This window comes from Streptomyces sp. NPDC006261 (assembly GCF_040613515.1).
Classification (GTDB): Bacteria; Actinomycetota; Actinomycetes; order Streptomycetales; family Streptomycetaceae; genus Streptomyces.
In genome coordinates, this window is record NZ_JBEXSI010000034.1 from 1 (window position 1) to 16136 (window position 16136).

Here is a 16136-nt window from a genome sequence, read left to right on the forward strand (position 1 = left end):
GACGCGGAGAACATCGGCATCGCCGTGGACGCGGAGAAGGGCCTGATGACCCCCGTCATCAAGGGTGCGGGCGACCTGACCTCACTCATGCTTGCCGACGGCTCGCGCCTGCCCGTCTGTCAGGCGGCCGCGGGGGCGCCGAGCATCGCGGAAGCCTGCTGCGACGGGTTGAGAACGCGGGCGGGTGCCGGGGCCGGGGCCAGGTCGCGACAGGTGAAGCCGAGCTGGGTCATGGCCCGCAGGACTTCTCCTGCGCTGAAGTCGCGGCGGTCCTGGCGTGTGATGACCTGTCCGACCTGTTTGACGGGGTAGGTGCGCCGCCCGATGATCACGGACTCGCCGGACGTCTGCTCGGGCTTGATGCCCTTCATCGATTCCAGGACGCCGCTCCTGGTCAGGTCGAACGGGAAGCGGGCGATGACACAGCGCATGATGCCTCACAAGGAGAGAAACGAAGAGGGAGTTGTCCTGCCGCGGTGAGGACGGCTCAGCGGGCGAGGGCGAACACGCCCGGGGCGTTGCCGTGTTCCTCGGCCACAGGCAGGGCGTCGACGTGGCTGTAGCGCATCCTGTGCCCGGCTTCGGCCATGGTCGTCACGGGCGAGGTGAACGGCCCCCGGCCGCCGGGGATGTCCCGCGGTTGGCCCCTGTCCGAGTGCGCCGAGCCGCCACGGGCTGCGGTGAGCTGAGACTGGGTGACCAGTCCGGTACCCAGGCCGCTGTCGTCGCGGACGAGCAGATGCCCGGTGCGAGCACTGGCCATGACGGACAGGGCCACCTCGACGGTCATGTCGTCACAGACCTGCGGTCCGGCGGTGTCCATGGCGTCGGCCACCGTGCTGCCTACGGCTGTGGCCTCGGTCGAGCGGGGCTGCATCCGGACCAGCGTCAAAAGGTGCCTCCTGCACAGGTGAGTCAACTTCCGGGTCACGGAGTTCTCAGGCCGCCGCGTCGAAGGAGGACTGGTGTGCGGTCACGCGCCGGGCCGCGGAGGCGGGGCTGCGCCGGCCTCGTGAGGACGAGCTGCGCTGACGCCGCTCGACCACCGGCGCGGAGATCGTCACGGGAACGCCTGAAGGGGTCTGGGCGCCGGTGATGCGGCCGAGTGCCTCCTCGCCGGAGCGGACCTGGGTGGTCTGGGGCACGATGCCTGCGGCGGTCATGAGGCGGGTCATGTCACGGCGCTGGTTGGGGGTGACCAGGGTGACGACGCTGCCGGATTCCCCTGCCCGCGCCGTTCGGCCGCCGCGGTGGAGGTAGTCCTTGTGGTCGGTCGGCGGGTCGACGTTGACGACGAGGTCGAGGTTGTCGACGTGGATGCCGCGGGCGGCGACGTTCGTGGCCACGAGCACGGTGACGTGCCCGGTCTTGAACTGGGTCAGGGTCCGGGTGCGCTGCGACTGCGCCTTCCCGCCGTGCAGGGCGGCTGCCCTCACACCGTTGGCCAGCAGGTGGTCGGTGAGCTTGTCCACGGCCCGCTTGGTGTCCAGGAACATGATGACCCGGCCTTCGCGCGCCGCGATCTCCGTCGTCGTGCGGTGCTTGTCGGTGCCGTGGACGTGCAGTACGTGGTGCTCCATCGTCGTGACCGCACCGGCGGAGGGGTCGACGGAGTGGACGACCGGGTCGCTGAGATAGCGGCGGACCAGGCGGTCGACGTTGCGGTCCAGGGTGGCGGAGAACAGCATCCGCTGCCCTTCGGGGCGTACCTGGTCCAAAAGCTCGGTGACCTGGGGCATGAAACCCATGTCGGCCATCTGGTCGGCCTCGTCCAGCACGGTGATCGCGACCTGGTCAAGCCGGCAGTCACCCCGGTCGATGAGGTCCTTCAGCCGGCCCGGCGTCGCCACGACGACCTCGGCGCCACCGCGCAGCGCGTTGGCCTGCCTGCCGATCGACATCCCGCCGACGACAGTGGCAAGCCGGAGCTTGACCGAGCGTGCGTACGGGGTGAGCGCGTCGGTCACCTGCTGGGCCAGCTCACGCGTCGGCACCAGGACCAGGGCCAGCGGCTGGCGGGGCTCGGCACGCTGACCGGCGGTACGGGCCAGCAGAGCCAGGCCGAAGGCCAGGGTCTTGCCGGAGCCGGTGCGCCCACGCCCCAGGGCGTCGCGGCCCGCAAGGGTGTTGGGCAGGGTCGCCCCCTGGATCGGGAACGGAACGCTAACACCCTGCGCGGTCAGCGCCGCCAGCAGCTGCCCCGGCATGTCGAGGTCGGCGAACGCCTCGACCGCGGGAAGCGCGGCAGTGACCGTGACCGGCAGGGCGAACTCGCCCTGGACCGCGGCGGGCCGCCGCCCCTGGCCGCCCACACGGCCCGAACCGCCGGAACGGGCCGGGGCAGCGGAACGGGTCGGGGTGGTCGAGTCGAAGCGGCTTCCGCCACGACCGGAGTCGGCGGTACGGCTGCGTGCGCGGGAAGAGCGGTTGTTCGTACGTGTGGGGTTCATTCAGAACCTTCCTCGATACGGCACGTATCAAGGAATTCCCGCAGCGGAAGAACAGCGCTAGGAATCACAAGAACGGGCCGAGCGAAATGCAAAATCAAATGAGACCTGCGGTTTATCCCGGAGCGGGATGCAGGCCAGGGAATGAGTGACGCCATATGGCGGGGAATCCAGCCCGCCGACGGGTGGGACTCCGCGGGAGTGGGCAGCTACTCTGCGGGCGAAGGTTTCACCGCAGGTGGCGCACTCCGGGAGAACGCCCGGAGCTGGGGCCCGCACCCCCGAAGGATGCGGGCCCCAGCTACGAAGTGCGCGTCAGCGTCAGGCGGGAACGATGTTCTCGGCCGTCGGGCCCTTCTGGCCCGGTGCGATGTCGAAGGTGACCTTCTGGCCTTCGAGCAGCTCACGGAAGCCCTGGGCGGCTATGTTCGAGAAGTGGGCGAACACGTCAGCGCCGCCACCGTCCTGCTCGATGAAGCCGAAACCCTTGGCTGAGTTGAACCACTTCACAGTGCCTGATGCCATGCCATATCTCCTTCGGGGCAGGTACGTCGGGATCCGTGATGCACGGATGCCGCGTCGCCGCGATGATGCCCCGCCCGGAGGAAAACCGGAAAAACAATGAAGCTTCCACTGGTCGGAAATACCCATCCAGAAGCTTTTAGTTTTGGGAACCACAACTGCAACCGAGATCGACAGTAGCATGCCGTAATGGTCGGCGTACGGTGAAAAATTCCAGTCGCTTCGTTGCGGTAAAAACACTCCCGGCGCGACACATTGAATCCTCACGCCGTGGCCATAGATATCGACCCGTGACAACCACAGGGGTGACGGACCTCAAGCGCACTTCCGGCAGGTGAGTCCGGCACCTGCCGGTCTTCCACCACACGCGCAGCGCCTCAGTCGGAGGTCGGCATGCCGGGCGGCTTGGCATCTCGGTGATGTTCGGCGTTGATGCGCTGGGCCTCCTCGAGTTGGTCCTCGAGGATGACGATGCGACAGGCGGCCTCGATCGGGGTACCGCCGTCGACGAGTTCGCGGGCGCGGGCGGCGATGCGGAGCTGGTAACGGGAGTAGCGGCGATGGCCGCCCGCGGAGCGCAGGGGCGTGATGAGGCGGGCTTCGCCGATGGCGCGGAGGAACCCTTGTGTGGTGTTGAGCATCTCTGCCGCCCGGCCCATGGTGTAGGCGGGGTAGTCGTCGTCGTCGAGACGGCCGAACGAGTCGTCTGCTGTCATCTGTACCTTCCTGTGCAACACGCGTCGGAGGGGCCCTGGTGCCATTGGCACCAGGGCCCCGAAGGAACTGCTACACCATCAGCCGGCCTTGATCGGCTGCGCCGGCTCTGTGTTTCCGCATACCGGCCGGGAAAAGGCCCGGGGTTGCGGGGATCGCGGTTGCTTGACCGGAGACCACCTCACTCACGATGTCCTGCGGTACCCGGGCCCGACACTTCCGCCCGGGCGATCCTGATGGCGCTCAACCCCTCCGTTCTTTCCCTCTGGACAAACCACTTCCGTACTCCTGGTGGCCTCTCACAGCGCCACTTCGGCAGCCAGCCCCGTCGCCCATCCTGCATCTTCTCCGGCTCAGAACCCCACTGCCGAACTTCCCGGTACGCGCGCCGCAGCCTGACGCCATTTACCGAGGGACCACTGGTACTGCGGACTGCACTTGCGTCCTGCGGTTCTGCTCACGGCAGCCCCTGAAAACTGCGGGCCACCCGGTCCGGTCGCCAGCCCCGTCGCCATCCTGCAAGAACCCTGGCTCCGGAACTCCACCACCGCACCGACCTGCGCACTGCAACTGCCGATTTCTGCTGCCCGGCAGTTCATCTCTGCCAGGCCCTGCTGTCCTTCTTGCTTACGAGAGAAACCATAGCCACCCCGCACCTCAATGTCTACCTCGGCCAGTGCAGATTTTCAGACGCCGGCGAGAAAGTCTCTCTGTCGGAGCCACGGGCGGAGCGCAGACGGGTCATCCCAGCCAGGACCCTTCCACCCGTGGACCGGTACCTCCCGCTACTGCTTGCTCGCGATGCGCTCCTCCGCGGGCTCCTCGTGCACTGCGGCGGTCTGCTCCTCCGGCGCCGGCTTGGGGAGCCAGCGCAGGGCGGCCGTTCCGAGGGCGGCGTGCAGGAGGCTCGCGACGACCACGACGACGTGCAGGCCGGTGACGAACGCGGACTTCGCGTCCTGGATGGCGGACGGGAGCAGGGAGGGCAGCTGGAGGGTCTCGTCGAGGGTGGGCGCGAGGTCCGGGCCCTGGAGGCGGAAGAGCAGCGCGGCGAGGGAGCCGAGGATCGCGATGCCGAGGGCGTTGCCGATCTCGTTGCTGGTCTCGGCGATCGCGCCGGCCGAACCCGCCCGCTCCGCGGGGACCGCGCCGACCGCGGTGTCCGCGACGACGGCGAAGGAGATGCCGTATCCGAGTCCCGCGATCACGGTCGAGGCGATGTACCAGCCGATACCCCCGGTGACCGTGGTGGGCAGCAGCATCAACAGGCCGGCCGCGATGGAGAAGTGGCAGATGAGGAGCGCGGCCCGCTTGCCGATGCGCTCGACGACGGCCGGTGTGACGATGCAGGAGAGGGTGAGGGCCGCCGCGCCCGGGAGGGCCAGAAGCGCCGCGTGCAGGACGCTCAGGTTCAGTACGGACTGGAGGTAGATGCCGGACAGGTACGCCGCTGCCGACCATGCGGCCAGGGGCAGCAGGCCCGTGATGATGGCGATCGTGAAGACGCGGTCGCGGAAGAGGGAGAAGTCGATCAGCGGGTTGTCGAGGTGTCGTTGGCGCAGGCCGAAGAAGGTCAGTACGGCGATACCGACGATCACCGTGATGATCGGGAAGGCCGAGATCCCGTCGGCGGCCAGGTGCTTGATCCCGTAGATCGTGAGCAGCAGGCCCCCGGCGGAGGTCACGACGCTGAGCGGGTCGACGCGGCCCGTCCCGCCCGACCGGACCTCGCGGAGGAGGACCGGCGCGAACACCAGGAACACGAGGATGACGGGGAGGTTGACGAGGAAGACCGAGCCCCACCAGAAGTGGCCGAGGAGGGCGCCGCCGACGACCGGGCCGATGGCGAACCCGGCCGCGAAGGCCGCGGCGAAGATGCCGATGGCCTGGGCCCGGCGCCGGGGGTCGGGGAACAGCTCGCTCAGTACGGCCAGCGCCGAGGGCAGCAGGGTCGCACCGGCCACGCCCATGACCGCCCGGCAGGCGATGAGGAGTTCGGGGGTCGGTGCGAACGCGGCCCCGGCTGAGCCGAGTCCGAACACGGTCGCGCCGATCATCAGGAGCTTCAGCCGGCCGTAGCGGTCGCCGATGCTGCCGAAGGCGACGAGCAGGGAGCCGACGGCGAAGCCGTAGATGTCCAGAATCCACAGCGCCTGGTCGGCGGTGGGCGAGAGGGCCTGGCTGATCCGGGGCATCGCCAGGAACAGGATCGATCCGTCCATGGAGACGAGAAGGACCGGTCCGAGGACCACCGCGAGGCCGAGCCAGGCCCGCAGTCCGGGTGCGTTGTCCGCATGCTGTCGAGTCATGGTGCCGACACTCCAGCACGGCGTGGCCGACAGCCATCCCCATGGTGTGGGTACACCCGACAGGTACACCCACGGAGCGGGAGAGCGCCCTACGCTCGTGTACATGGAGAGCCTCGGAACGTTCCTGAAGAGCCGCCGTGACCGGGTCACGCCGGCGGAGATCGGTCTGCTGACCTACGGCACCTCCCGCCGGGTTCCCGGCCTCAGAAGGGAAGAGCTCGCCCAGCTCGCGGGGGTGAGCGCGGGGTACTACACGCGTCTGGAGCAGGGGCAGGCGGAGACCGCCTCCGAGCAGGTGCTCGACGCGCTCGCCCGGGTGCTCCGGCTCGACCAGGTGGAGACCGTCCATCTGCACAACCTCGCCCGGCAGTCGGTGAAGCCCGGTCTGGGTGATCCGCCCGCCGAGGAGCCCCACCCGCGGGTACTGACCCTCCTGGAGTCACTGGGCGATGCCACGCCCGCGGTGGTGCTCGGCCGGCGCGGCGACGTCCTCGCGTGGAACCGCACCGGGCACGCGCTGGTCGCCGAGCACATCCCCTTCGAGGCGCCACAGAACGCGCAGGGGCGTCCGTCGATCCCCAGGATGTTCTTCCTCGACCCCCACACTCGCGACATGTACCGCAACTGGCCGGATCTCGCCAAGGTCCACGTCGCCTATCTGCGTCTCACCGCGGGCCGCTATCCCACGGACGCCCGGCTCGCCGGGCTGATCGGCGAACTCGCCATGAGCAGCGCGGACTTCGGCGCGATGTGGGCGACGGGTGACGTCTCCGACTGCACGACGGGGGCCATGCTTCTGCAGCACCCCACCGTCGGGGCGGTGAGCGTCGACTACCAGGTGTGGCTCCAGCCCGACAGCCCCGACCACCGCGTCGAGATCTACACCCCCAACGACGCGACCTCCGCGGACGCGTTGCGTGTGCTGAACCAGCAGAGCGGACGGGGTGACGAGCCGGAGTCGGCCCTCGTACGGGCCGACCAGCGCTGAAACCGCCCCGCTCCTTCCGGGGGACGCCCGCGAAGGGGCCGGGGGCGTCCGTACGGAAGGAGCGGGGCGGTTGTGCGTGCTCGGAACACGCGGGTTCCGTGCGCTCAGGACACGGCCTGCTCCTGCCGGTCCGGAGCCTGCGTCGTCGTGTCCCGCTTCTCGCGCGGCAGCCAGCGGATCGCGAGGACGCCGAGCGCGAGCGTGAGGGCGGCCGCGACGCCGATCGCCGCGTGCAGGCCGGTGACGAAGGCGTCCTTGGCCTGCGCGGCCGTCTCGTCGGACAAGCCGGGTGTGGACAGGGTGGTGTCGAGCGTGCCCGCCGTGCCGGGGCCGAGGAAGCGGAAGAAGAACGCGGCGAGCGAGCCGAGCAGGGAGATGCCGAGCGCGCCGCCCAGCTCGTTGCTCATCTCCGCGATGGCCCCGGCGGAACCGGCCCGCTCCGCGGGCACCGCCGCGACGGCGGTCTCCGCGACCAGGCTGAAGGAGAACCCGTAGCCGACGCCCGCGATGACGGTGGAGGCGATGTACAGCGCCGCACCGGCGGTGGTGCCGGTGAACATCAGAAGCAGGAGTCCGGTGCCGATGAAGAAGTGCGAGGCGATCAGCGCGGCCCGCTTGCCGATCCGGTCGACCACGCCCGCCGTGCCGATGCAGGCGACGGTGAGCACCGCCGCGCCGGGCAGGGCGAGGAACGCCGCGGTGAGCACGGTGAAGCCGAGCACCGACTGCAGGTAGACACCGCTGAGGTATCCGGCCGCGGCCCAGGCCACCAGGGAGAGGAGCCCGGTCAGCACGGCGACGGTGAAGACCCGGTCACGGAAGAGGCCGAGGTCGAGCAGCGGCTCCTCCAGCGTGAACTGCCGGCGTACGAACCACACCAGGATGGCGAGGCCCAGCGCGCCGATGGCCAGCTGCTCGGCCGAGAACCCCTCCGCCGCGGCGGCCTTGACGGAGTAGACGGCGAGCAGGATGCCGGACGCCGACTGCACCACGCTCAGCGCGTCAACCCGGCCGGGCCGGGCCTCCCGGACCTCCTTCAGGAGCTTCGGGGCGAAGGCCAGGAAGACCACCACGACCGGGAGGTTGATCAGGAACACCGAACCCCACCAGAAGCGGTCGAGGAGCAGACCGCCCGCGACCGGGCCGACCGCGAAGCCCGCCGCGAAGGTGGCCGCGAAGATGCCGATCGCCCGGGCCCGCTGCCTGACGTCGGGGAAGAGGTTGCTGACGATCGCCAGACCGGAGGGGAGCAGTGTCGCGCCGCCGAGTCCCATCAGCCCGCGCGAGGCGATGAGGAGCTCCGGGCTGGTGGCGAACGTGGCGCCCGCCGAACCGATGCCGAAGAGCATCGCGCCGCCGAGCAGGAACTTGAGCCGGCCGTGCCGGTCACCGAGGTTGCCGAACGCGATGAGCAGCGAGGCCACCACGAAACCGTAGATGTCGACGATCCACAGGGCCTGGCTCGCGCTGGGCGAGATCGCGTCGTTGATGCTCGGCATCGCGAGGTAGAGCACCGAGTTGTCCATCGCCACCAGCCCGACGAGGCTGAGGACCAGGGTGAAGCCGAACCAGGCCCGGCGTGGTGTTGTGCTGTGTGTGGTCAACGTACTTCCTCCAGAGTGGGTGCGGCCGGGTCGCGGAGCGACGAGGGGAACGACCGCCCGACAAGAAACATAGTGCTCATTATTATCTTGGCATAGACACCGCTTCCGGGCCAGATCCGGTGATAGTCATGAGGCCGTGGAGAGGAGAAGGCTTTGCGCATAGCGCTGACGGGGGCGACGGGAACGGTGGGGGGGCAGGTGGCGCGCCTCCTCGCCCCGCGGTACGACCTGCGTTGCCTGACCCGCTCCCCGGCACGGGCGGCGGGCCGCCTACCGGCAAGCGGCCTGGCCGTCGAGGCGGATCTGGACGACACCTCCTCCCTGACCCGGGCGCTGGCCGGGGCGGACGCGCTCCTGGCGGTGACGTTCGACCCCCTGCGGGACACCCACGACGAGCACCTCCTCACCGCCGCACGCCGGGCCGGGGTCCGGCACGTCGTGAAGGTCTCGGCCCTCGCGGTCACCGACCCCCGGGCACAGGACGCGATCACCCGGTGGCAGCGGGCGTGCGAGGAGCGCGCCCGGGCGTCCGGGCTGTCCTGGACGCTGCTGCGCCCCCGCGCCTTCATGTCCAACTGCCTGGACTGGACGCGGTCCGTGCGCGAGGAAGGCGTCGTGCGCACGCTGCACGGCTCCTCGGCGAACTCCTGCGTCGACCCCCGGGACGTGGCCGAGGCGGCGGCCCGCGCCCTGACCTCCCCCCAGTGCGCGGGACGGGCGTACGCGCTGACCGGTCCGGCCCCCCTCTCGGCCCGGCAGCAGGCCGCGCAGCTCGGGGAGGTGCTCGGCCGTCCGGTACGCCACGAGGAGCTGACCGAGGCGCAGGCCCTGGCCGGATGGCGCGCCCGCTACCCCGACGCCCTTGCGGCGGCGCTCCTCGAAAGCGCGGACCGGCAGGCCCGGGGGGCCAAGAGCGCGGTGGACCACGGGGTACGGGAAGCGATCGGCCGGGAGCCCGGTACGTTCCGGGCGTGGGCGCGTCGTCATGGCGCTGCCTTCCGTGCGGAGGAGGCGGTGGAGGATTCCACGGCGGCGCCCGTGGAGGCGCAGCCCTCGGTGTAGACGCTGTGCAGGAGGGCCGGGTCGGGGCCCTCCAGTACGGCCGGTGCGGCCAGGCCGTCGAGGACGACGAACCGCAGGAGGTCGCCGCGCGCCTTCTTGTCGAGCCGCATGGTGGCCAGGAGCCGGGGCCACTGGTCGGCGCGGTAGGTCACCGGCAGGCCCACCGACCGCAGGACCGTGCGGTGCCGCCGGGCGGTGGCATCGTCCAGGCGTCCCGTCGCGCGGCCGAGGCCGGCGGCGAAGACCAGGCCGACGGAGACGGCCTCGCCGTGCCGGAGGCGGTAGCCCTCGTTCCGTTCGATGGCGTGGGCCAGGGTGTGCCCGTAGTTGAGGATCTCGCGCCGGCCGGACTCCTTGAGGTCCTCCGACACGACGTCCGCCTTGACCCGGATCGCCCGCTCGATCAGCTCCGCGGTGTGCTTCCCCGTGGGGGTGCGGGCGGCCGCCGGGTCCGCCTCGATCAGGGCGAGGATGGCCGGGTCGGCGATGAAGCCCGCCTTGATGATCTCGGCGAGGCCGCAGACGTGGTCGCGCACGTCCAGGGTCTCCAGTGCGGCCAGGTCGCACAGCACTCCGGCGGGCGGGTGGAAGGCGCCGACGAGGTTCTTGCCCTCGGCGGTGTTGACACCCGTCTTGCCGCCGACCGCCGCGTCCACCATGCCGAGGACGGTGGTGGGCACCGCGATCCAGCGCACCCCGCGCAGCCAGCAGGCCGCGACGAAGCCCGCCAGGTCGGTGGTGGCGCCGCCGCCGAGGCCGACGATCACGTCACTGCGGGTGAACCCGGCCCGCCCGAGGGCCCGCCAGCAGTGGGCGGCGACCTCGGCGGTCTTGGCCTCCTCCGCGTTCGGCACCTCGACGGCGACCACCTCGAACCCCCGGGCCGTGAGAGCCGCGGTGACGGCCTCGCCCCTCGCGGCCAGCGCCGCCGGGTGGATCACGGCGACCCGGTGCGCGGACCCGGCCAGCCGGACCAGCTCGCCGGTGAGCCGCCGCCCGACGACGACCTCGTACGGTTCGCTCCCGGCGCTCCCGGCGACGGGGATGCGGACGGCGGTCATGCCGGGGCCCCCGCCGACGCGCCGGTCAGCTCGGACCGCACCGCTGAGGCGACCTGCGCCGCGGTGCGCCCGTGGGTGGACACCACGGTCCGCGCCACGGACAGGTACAGCGGGCGCCGCCGTGACATCAGGGTGAGCCACCGGCCGGCGAAGTCGTCCCGCAGCAGCGGACGGGAGTCGTCCGCCCCCAGGCGTTCCCGGACGTCCGCGAGCGTGGCGTCCAGGAAGACCACCGGCAGCCCGCGCAGCGCCGCGCGCGTCCCGGCGTGCACGACGGCCCCGCCGCCCAGGGCGAGCACCCCGGAGTGCTGGTGCAGTGCCGCGCGGACGGCCTCGTGCTCGATGGCGCGGAAGTGCGGCTCGCCCCGTTCGGCGAAGATCTGGCTGACGGTCCGGCCGGTCAGCCGCTCGATGTCCCGGTCGGTGTCGCGGGCCGCCGTGCCCGTACGCGCCGCGAGGATCCGTGCGACCGAGGACTTGCCCACGCCGGGCGGGCCGACGAGCACGGCCAGCGGGGAGGTCATGCGATCTCCAGGTGGGCGAGGAAGCCGGAGACGTTACGACGGGTCTCGGCCACGCTGTCGCCGCCGAACTTCTCCGCCACCGCGTCGGCCAGGACCAGGGCCACCATCGCCTCCGCCACGATCCCGGCGGCCGGCACCGCGCAGACGTCCGAGCGCTGGTGGTGCGCGACGGCCGCCTCGCCGGTGCTGACGTCCACGGTGGCCAGGGCGTGCGGAACCGTCGCGATCGGCTTCATCGCGGCCCGTACGCGCAGGAGTTCACCGGTGGTCAGGCCGCCCTCGGTGCCGCCGGAGCGGCCGGAGGTGCGCCGGATGCCGTCGGCGGTGGGCACGATCGCGTCGTGGGCCAGCGAACCGGGCACCCGCGCCAGCCCGAAGCCGTCGCCCACCTCGACTCCCTTGATCGCCTGGATGCCCATCAGCGCGGCGGCCAGCCGCGCGTCCAGCCTGCGGTCCCAGTGCACGTGCGAGCCGAGGCCGACCGGCACCCCGTGGGCGACGACCTCGACGACTCCGCCCAGGGTGTCGCCGTCCTGGTGGGCCTGGTCGATCTCCGCGACCATCGCCCTGCTCGCGTCCGCGTCCAGGCAGCGCACCGGGTCCGCGTCGAGCCGCTCCACGTCGCCGGGTCCGGGCACGTCCCCGTACGGGGCCCGCGCGGCGCCCAGTTCCACGACATGGCTGACGATCTCGATCCCGGCCGTCTCCTTCAGATACGAGCGGGCCACCGCGCCGAGAGCGACCCGGGCGGCGGTCTCCCGGGCGCTGGCGCGCTCCAGTACGGGGCGCGCCTCGTCGAAGCCGTACTTCTGCATCCCGGCCAGATCGGCGTGGCCCGGACGCGGACGGGTCAGCGGAGCGTTTCGGGCCAGGCCCGCCAGCTCGGCGGGGTCGACCGGGTCGGCCGCCATCACCTGCTCCCACCGGGGCCACTCGGTGTTGCCCACCATGACCGCGACCGGGGAGCCCAGCGTGCGCCCGTGCCGAACGCCGCCGAGGAAGGTCACCTCGTCCTGCTCGAACTTCATCCGCGCGCCGCGCCCGTACCCCAGGCGCCGCCGCGTCAGCTCCTCCCTCACCATCCCCGTGGTGATCGGCACCCCCGCGGGGAGTCCCTCCAGCGTCGCGACGAGTGCGGGGCCGTGCGACTCCCCCGCGGTCAGCCAGCGCAACCTGCTCATCCTCTCCCTGCTTTCCTCTTGCGCGCGTAGGCGGTCATCAGCGGTGATCCGGTACTTCGTAGGACGGGAAGAGCCGGGCCATCTCCCGGTGGAACCCTGGGAAGGTCTTCTTCACACAGGACGGGTCGTCGAGGGCCAGCGGAACCCGTGCGGCCATCCCCAGGACCGAGAACGCCATGGCGATCCGGTGGTCGCGGTGGCAGGCGATGCGGGCCGGGCGCAGCGGGCCTGGGTGGACGGTGACCGAGTCCTCCGTCTCGTCCACCCGGACGCCGCACGCGCGCAGGTTCTGCGTCACCGCCGCTATGCGGTCCGACTCCTTGTACCGCGCGTGCCGCACCCCGCCGATGGTCAGGGGCGCGTCGGCGAGCGGAGCGATGGCGGCGAGGGTCATGAAGGTGTCGGAGATGTCCCCCATGTCGAGGGTGCGGCCGCCGCGCAGCCGTCCGGTGCCCGTCACGGTGACGTCCCGGTCCGACACCTCCACCTGGGCGCCCAGCTGCCGCAGGGTGTCCACGAACCGCAGGTCGCCCTGGAGGCTGCGCCCGCACAGGCCTGGGACGGTCACCCGGTGCCCGGTCGCCGCGGCCGCGGCGAAGACGTACGAGGCGGTGGAGGCGTCGGGTTCGATGACGAGGGCGGCCGGCCGGTAAGCGCCCGGCCGCACCTCGACCACACCGGTGCCGGACTCCTGGACGTCCGCGCCGAAGCGCCGCATCAGGGACAGCGTCATGTCCAGGTAGGGGCGGCTGACGGAACCGCTCAGATCGGCCCGGACCGGACGCCGCATCAGGGGGGCGCTCATGAGCAGGCCGCTGAGGAACTGGCTGCTCATGGAGGAGTCCACCCGCAGCTCGCCGCCCTCCAGCCCGGTGGCCCGAACGGTCAGCGGGAAGCGGCCCGGGACCGGGGTCTCCAGCTCGGCGCCGAGCGCGGTCATGGCCTTCATCAGCGGAGTCAACGGGCGGGCCCGGAGCTGTTCGGAGCCGTCGAAGGTGAAGGTGCCCTCGCCCGCCGCGCTGAACGGGGGCAGGAAGCGCGCCGCCGTACCGGCGTCCGCGCACCACACCTCGCCCGTGCCGACGGGGCCGCGGCCGTTGCCGGTGACGTCCCAGAACTGGTCGCCGGGGCTGTTCTCGACGCGTACTCCGAGGTTCCCCAGAGCCTCCCTGAAGGCGAGGGTGTCATGGCTGACCAGCGGGGCCCACAGGGTGCTGGTGCCCTTCGCGGCGGCGGCCAGCAGCAGGGCCCTGGTGGTGATGCTCTTGGAGCCGGGGACGCGCGCGGTCAGCGGGCGCAGCCGGGATGCCTGCGGCGTCATCGGCGGGCCGCCTTCTCCATGGCGGTCTCCACCTCGGCGGCGATCGCCTCGGGGGTGAAGCCGAACTCGCGGAAGAGCAGCGCACCGTCGGCCGAGGCCCCGAACCGTTCCAGGGACATCACGCGCCCCGCCTCGCCCGCGATGCGGTCCCAGCCGAGGCCCACGCCGGCTTCGACCGTCACCCGTACGCGTACGCCGGGAGGCAGCACCAGGTCCCGGTAGCAGCGGTCCTGCTCCATGAACCATTCCAGGCAGGGCATCGACACCACCCGGGCCGCGATGCCGCGCCGCTCCAGCAGCTCCTGGGCGGCGACCGCCAGGGACACCTCCGAACCGGTGGCCACGAGCAGCGCCTGCGGAACCCCGCCCTCGGCCTCGCGGAAGACGTAACCACCGCGCGGGACCAGCTCGTTGGGCGGGTAGACGGGCAGGTTCTGCCGGGACAGCACGATCCCGTGCGGGGCGGGGGCGGCGCTGTGCCGGCGCACGATCTCCGCCCAGGCCGCCGCCGTCTCGTTGGCGTCGGCGGGGCGTACGACGTTCAGTCCGGGGATGGCCCGCAGGGAGGCCAGCTGTTCGACCGGCTGGTGGGTGGGGCCGTCCTCGCCGAGTCCGATCGAGTCGTGGGTCCACACATAGGTGACCGGGAGCCGCATCAGCGCGGCGAGCCGTACGGCGGGGCGCATGTAGTCGGAGAAGACCAGGAAGGTGCCGCCGTAGACGCGGGTCGCGCCGTGCAGCGCCACCCCGTTCATCACGGAACCCATGGCGTGTTCCCGGATGCCGAAGTGCACGGTGCGCCCGTACGGGTCGGCCTGTGGGAGGGCGTTGCCCAGGGGCAGGAAGGAGGAGGCGCTGTCGATGGTGGTGTTGTTGGACCCGGCCAGGTCGGCGGAGCCGCCCCACAGCTCGGGCAGCAGCGGCCCCAGCGCGGCGAGTACGGTGCCCGAGGCCTTGCGGGTGGCCATCGAGGTGCCGGGTTCGAAGACGGGGAGCTTGTTCTCCCACCCGGTCGGCGGCTGCCCCTGGGTGATCCGTTGGTGTTCCGCGGCCCGGCGGGGATGGGCGTCCCGCCACCGCGCCAGCCTCCCGGCCCAGGCGGTGTGGGCGTCGCGGCCGCGGCCGAGGGCCGCCCGGGTGTGCGTGAGCACCTCGTCCGGTACGTGGAAGGAGCGGGCCGGGTCGAGGCCGAGGATCTCCTTGGCGGCCGCGACCTCCGCCGGGCCCAACGCGGCGCCGTGCGCGGCGGCGGTGCCCTTGGCATGGGGGGCGGGCCAGGCGATGACCGAGCGCGCGGCGATCAGGGTGGGCCGGTCGCGTACCTCCTTGGCGGCGAGGAACGCCTCGCGCAGGGCGCGGGGGTCGAGGTCGCCGTCGGGCTTCGGCTCCACCCGCCGCACGTGCCAGCCGTAGGAGGCGTACCGCTGCAGGACGTCCTCGGAGAACGCGGTGCTGGTGTCCCCCTCGATCGAGATGTGGTTGTCGTCGTAGAGCACGACGAGATTGCCCAGCTTCTGGTGTCCGGCCAGCGACGAGGCCTCGGCGCACACGCCCTCCTGGAGGTCACCGTCGCCCGCGATGACCCAGACCGTGTGGTCGAAGGGGGAGGTGCCGGTGGCGGCCTCGGGGTCGTAGAGCCCCCGCTCGTAGCGGGCGGCCATGGCCATGCCCACCGCATTGGCGATGCCCTGCCCCAGCGGTCCGGTGGTGGTCTCCACCCCGGGGGTGTGCCCGTGCTCGGGGTGGCCGGGGGTGAGGCTGCCGTGCCGGCGGAAGGCCTTGAGGTCGTCGAGGGTCAGCGGGTAGCCCGCCAGCATCAGCTGGACGTACAGCAGCAGGCTGGCGTGTCCGGCCGAGAGGACGAAGCGGTCCCGCCCCTCCCAGCCGGGGTCGGCGGGGTCGTGGCGCATGACCTTCTGGAAGAGGACGTACGCGGCCGGGGCGAGGCTCATCGCGGTTCCGGGGTGCCCGTGCCCGGCGTGCTGCACGGCGTCCATGGCCAGGGCGCGGGCGGTGTCGACGGCCAGCTCGTCGAGCGGGCTCCAGTCCTGTGCGCTCCGGTCCTCGGTGCGTCGTGCCGGCTGATCCGGTGCGGTCTGCGGTGGTGACTGCATGGGGTCGTCCCTACGGAGTTCGGCGGTCCGGGAGGACCGCGGGGCTGGTCGGGAGGCGCTGCTCGGGGCAGCTCGGTCGAGACGTGAGAGCGTGCGGGTGCGGGCGTGCAGGCGTGCGGGCGTGCGTAAGCGCATGAGCAGGCGTGTGTGTGGGGGGAGCGGCTTCGGGGTGGTCCCCTGGATCCCCTGTGCTGGGCCGGTCCTCGCTGTGGGGTCCGGCGTGCCGTGCGCCGGAGGGGGGGAGACCGGCGGCGGGGCCGGGCCGTTCCTCGGCTGCCGCTCCAACTTA

Annotated in this window: 14 protein-coding genes; 2 read left to right on the plus strand and 12 right to left on the minus strand. The window is 71.7% G+C overall.

Annotated features, from left to right (window positions below; genetic code table 11):
• Positions 1 to 119 precede the first annotated feature (119 nt).
• The 6 genes from ABZ154_RS22255 to ABZ154_RS22280 all read right to left on the minus strand — a co-directional run bounded on the left by ABZ154_RS22255 (position 120) and on the right by ABZ154_RS22280 (position 5992).
• A complete protein-coding gene (locus tag ABZ154_RS22255; protein ID WP_356835163.1) occupies positions 120 to 431 on the minus strand; it encodes an SCO5918 family protein in 312 nt (103 codons plus the stop codon).
• A 56-nt stretch (positions 432 to 487) separates the two neighbouring features.
• Positions 488 to 892, minus strand: a complete 405-nt coding sequence (locus tag ABZ154_RS22260; RefSeq protein WP_356835165.1) for a CBS domain-containing protein — start codon at positions 890 to 892, stop codon at positions 488 to 490.
• A gap of 46 nt (positions 893 to 938) precedes the next feature.
• Positions 939 to 2450, minus strand: a complete 1512-nt coding sequence (locus ABZ154_RS22265) for a DEAD/DEAH box helicase (RefSeq protein ID WP_356835167.1) — start codon at positions 2448 to 2450, stop codon at positions 939 to 941.
• Between the two features lie 318 nt (positions 2451 to 2768).
• Complete coding sequence (locus ABZ154_RS22270; RefSeq protein ID WP_356835168.1) at positions 2769 to 2972, minus strand: cold-shock protein; 204 nt, start codon at positions 2970 to 2972, stop codon at positions 2769 to 2771.
• A 374-nt stretch (positions 2973 to 3346) separates the two neighbouring features.
• Positions 3347 to 3685: a MerR family transcriptional regulator gene (locus ABZ154_RS22275; RefSeq protein ID WP_356835170.1), complete on the minus strand. Its 339-nt coding sequence runs from the start codon at positions 3683 to 3685 to the stop codon at positions 3347 to 3349.
• A gap of 783 nt (positions 3686 to 4468) precedes the next feature.
• Positions 4469 to 5992, minus strand: coding sequence for an MFS transporter (locus tag ABZ154_RS22280; protein ID WP_356835172.1), 1524 nt, complete (start codon positions 5990 to 5992; stop codon positions 4469 to 4471).
• Between the two features lie 103 nt (positions 5993 to 6095).
• Here ABZ154_RS22280 and ABZ154_RS22285 point away from each other — a divergent pair, with 103 nt between their 5' ends.
• Complete coding sequence (locus tag ABZ154_RS22285) at positions 6096 to 6980, plus strand: helix-turn-helix transcriptional regulator (RefSeq protein ID WP_356835174.1); 885 nt, start codon at positions 6096 to 6098, stop codon at positions 6978 to 6980.
• 104 nt (positions 6981 to 7084) lie between these two features.
• On the opposite strand, the gene ABZ154_RS22290 is transcribed toward ABZ154_RS22285, so the two are convergent.
• The gene (locus ABZ154_RS22290; protein WP_356835176.1) at positions 7085 to 8584 is read right to left on the minus strand and encodes an MFS transporter; all 1500 of its coding nucleotides are present in this window, start codon (positions 8582 to 8584) and stop codon (positions 7085 to 7087) included.
• Between the two features lie 153 nt (positions 8585 to 8737).
• Here ABZ154_RS22290 and ABZ154_RS22295 point away from each other — a divergent pair, with 153 nt between their 5' ends.
• Complete coding sequence (locus ABZ154_RS22295) at positions 8738 to 9646, plus strand: NAD(P)H-binding protein (protein WP_356835178.1); 909 nt, start codon at positions 8738 to 8740, stop codon at positions 9644 to 9646.
• On the opposite strand, the gene aroB is transcribed toward ABZ154_RS22295, so the two are convergent.
• From aroB to tkt, 5 genes are read right to left on the minus strand one after another with little or no spacing between them, the layout of a single operon-like run.
• The gene (aroB, locus tag ABZ154_RS22300; protein ID WP_356835180.1) at positions 9568 to 10707 is read right to left on the minus strand and encodes a 3-dehydroquinate synthase; all 1140 of its coding nucleotides are present in this window, start codon (positions 10705 to 10707) and stop codon (positions 9568 to 9570) included. The genes ABZ154_RS22295 and aroB overlap by 79 nt on opposite strands.
• On the minus strand, positions 10704 to 11231 hold the full coding sequence (locus tag ABZ154_RS22305) for a shikimate kinase (protein ID WP_356835182.1): 528 nt from the start codon (positions 11229 to 11231) through the stop codon (positions 10704 to 10706). Before ABZ154_RS22305 ends, aroB begins: the two co-directional genes overlap by 4 nt.
• Positions 11228 to 12412, minus strand: a complete 1185-nt coding sequence (gene aroC, locus ABZ154_RS22310) for a chorismate synthase (RefSeq protein WP_356835184.1) — start codon at positions 12410 to 12412, stop codon at positions 11228 to 11230. Before aroC ends, ABZ154_RS22305 begins: the two co-directional genes overlap by 4 nt.
• 37 nt (positions 12413 to 12449) lie before the next feature.
• On the minus strand, positions 12450 to 13733 hold the full coding sequence (aroA, locus tag ABZ154_RS22315; protein ID WP_356835186.1) for a 3-phosphoshikimate 1-carboxyvinyltransferase: 1284 nt from the start codon (positions 13731 to 13733) through the stop codon (positions 12450 to 12452).
• Entirely contained in the window at positions 13730 to 15847 is a 2118-nt protein-coding gene (gene tkt / locus ABZ154_RS22320; RefSeq protein WP_356835188.1) for a transketolase, read from the minus strand. Before tkt ends, aroA begins: the two co-directional genes overlap by 4 nt.
• Positions 15848 to 16136 lie beyond the last annotated feature (289 nt).

Bases quoted from the DNA above. Each gene is read 5' to 3' on its own strand.
- ABZ154_RS22255 (WP_356835163.1), bottom strand. From the start codon at position 431: ATGCGCTGTGTCATCGCCCGCTTCCCGTTCGACCTGACCAGGAGCGGC.
- ABZ154_RS22265 (WP_356835167.1), bottom strand. From the start codon at position 2,450: ATGAACCCCACACGTACGAACAACCGCTCTTCCCGCGCACGCAGCCGT.
- ABZ154_RS22270 (WP_356835168.1), bottom strand. From the start codon at position 2,972: ATGGCATCAGGCACTGTGAAGTGGTTCAACTCAGCCAAGGGTTTCGGC.
- ABZ154_RS22275 (WP_356835170.1), bottom strand. From the start codon at position 3,685: ATGACAGCAGACGACTCGTTCGGCCGTCTCGACGACGACGACTACCCC.
- ABZ154_RS22280 (WP_356835172.1), bottom strand. From the start codon at position 5,992: ATGACTCGACAGCATGCGGACAACGCACCCGGACTGCGGGCCTGGCTC.
- ABZ154_RS22285 (WP_356835174.1), top strand. From the start codon at position 6,096: ATGGAGAGCCTCGGAACGTTCCTGAAGAGCCGCCGTGACCGGGTCACG.
- aroB (WP_356835180.1), bottom strand. From the start codon at position 10,707: ATGACCGCCGTCCGCATCCCCGTCGCCGGGAGCGCCGGGAGCGAACCG.
- ABZ154_RS22305 (WP_356835182.1), bottom strand. From the start codon at position 11,231: ATGACCTCCCCGCTGGCCGTGCTCGTCGGCCCGCCCGGCGTGGGCAAG.
- aroC (WP_356835184.1), bottom strand. From the start codon at position 12,412: ATGAGCAGGTTGCGCTGGCTGACCGCGGGGGAGTCGCACGGCCCCGCA.
- aroA (WP_356835186.1), bottom strand. From the start codon at position 13,733: ATGACGCCGCAGGCATCCCGGCTGCGCCCGCTGACCGCGCGCGTCCCC.
- tkt (WP_356835188.1), bottom strand. From the start codon at position 15,847: ATGCAGTCACCACCGCAGACCGCACCGGATCAGCCGGCACGACGCACC.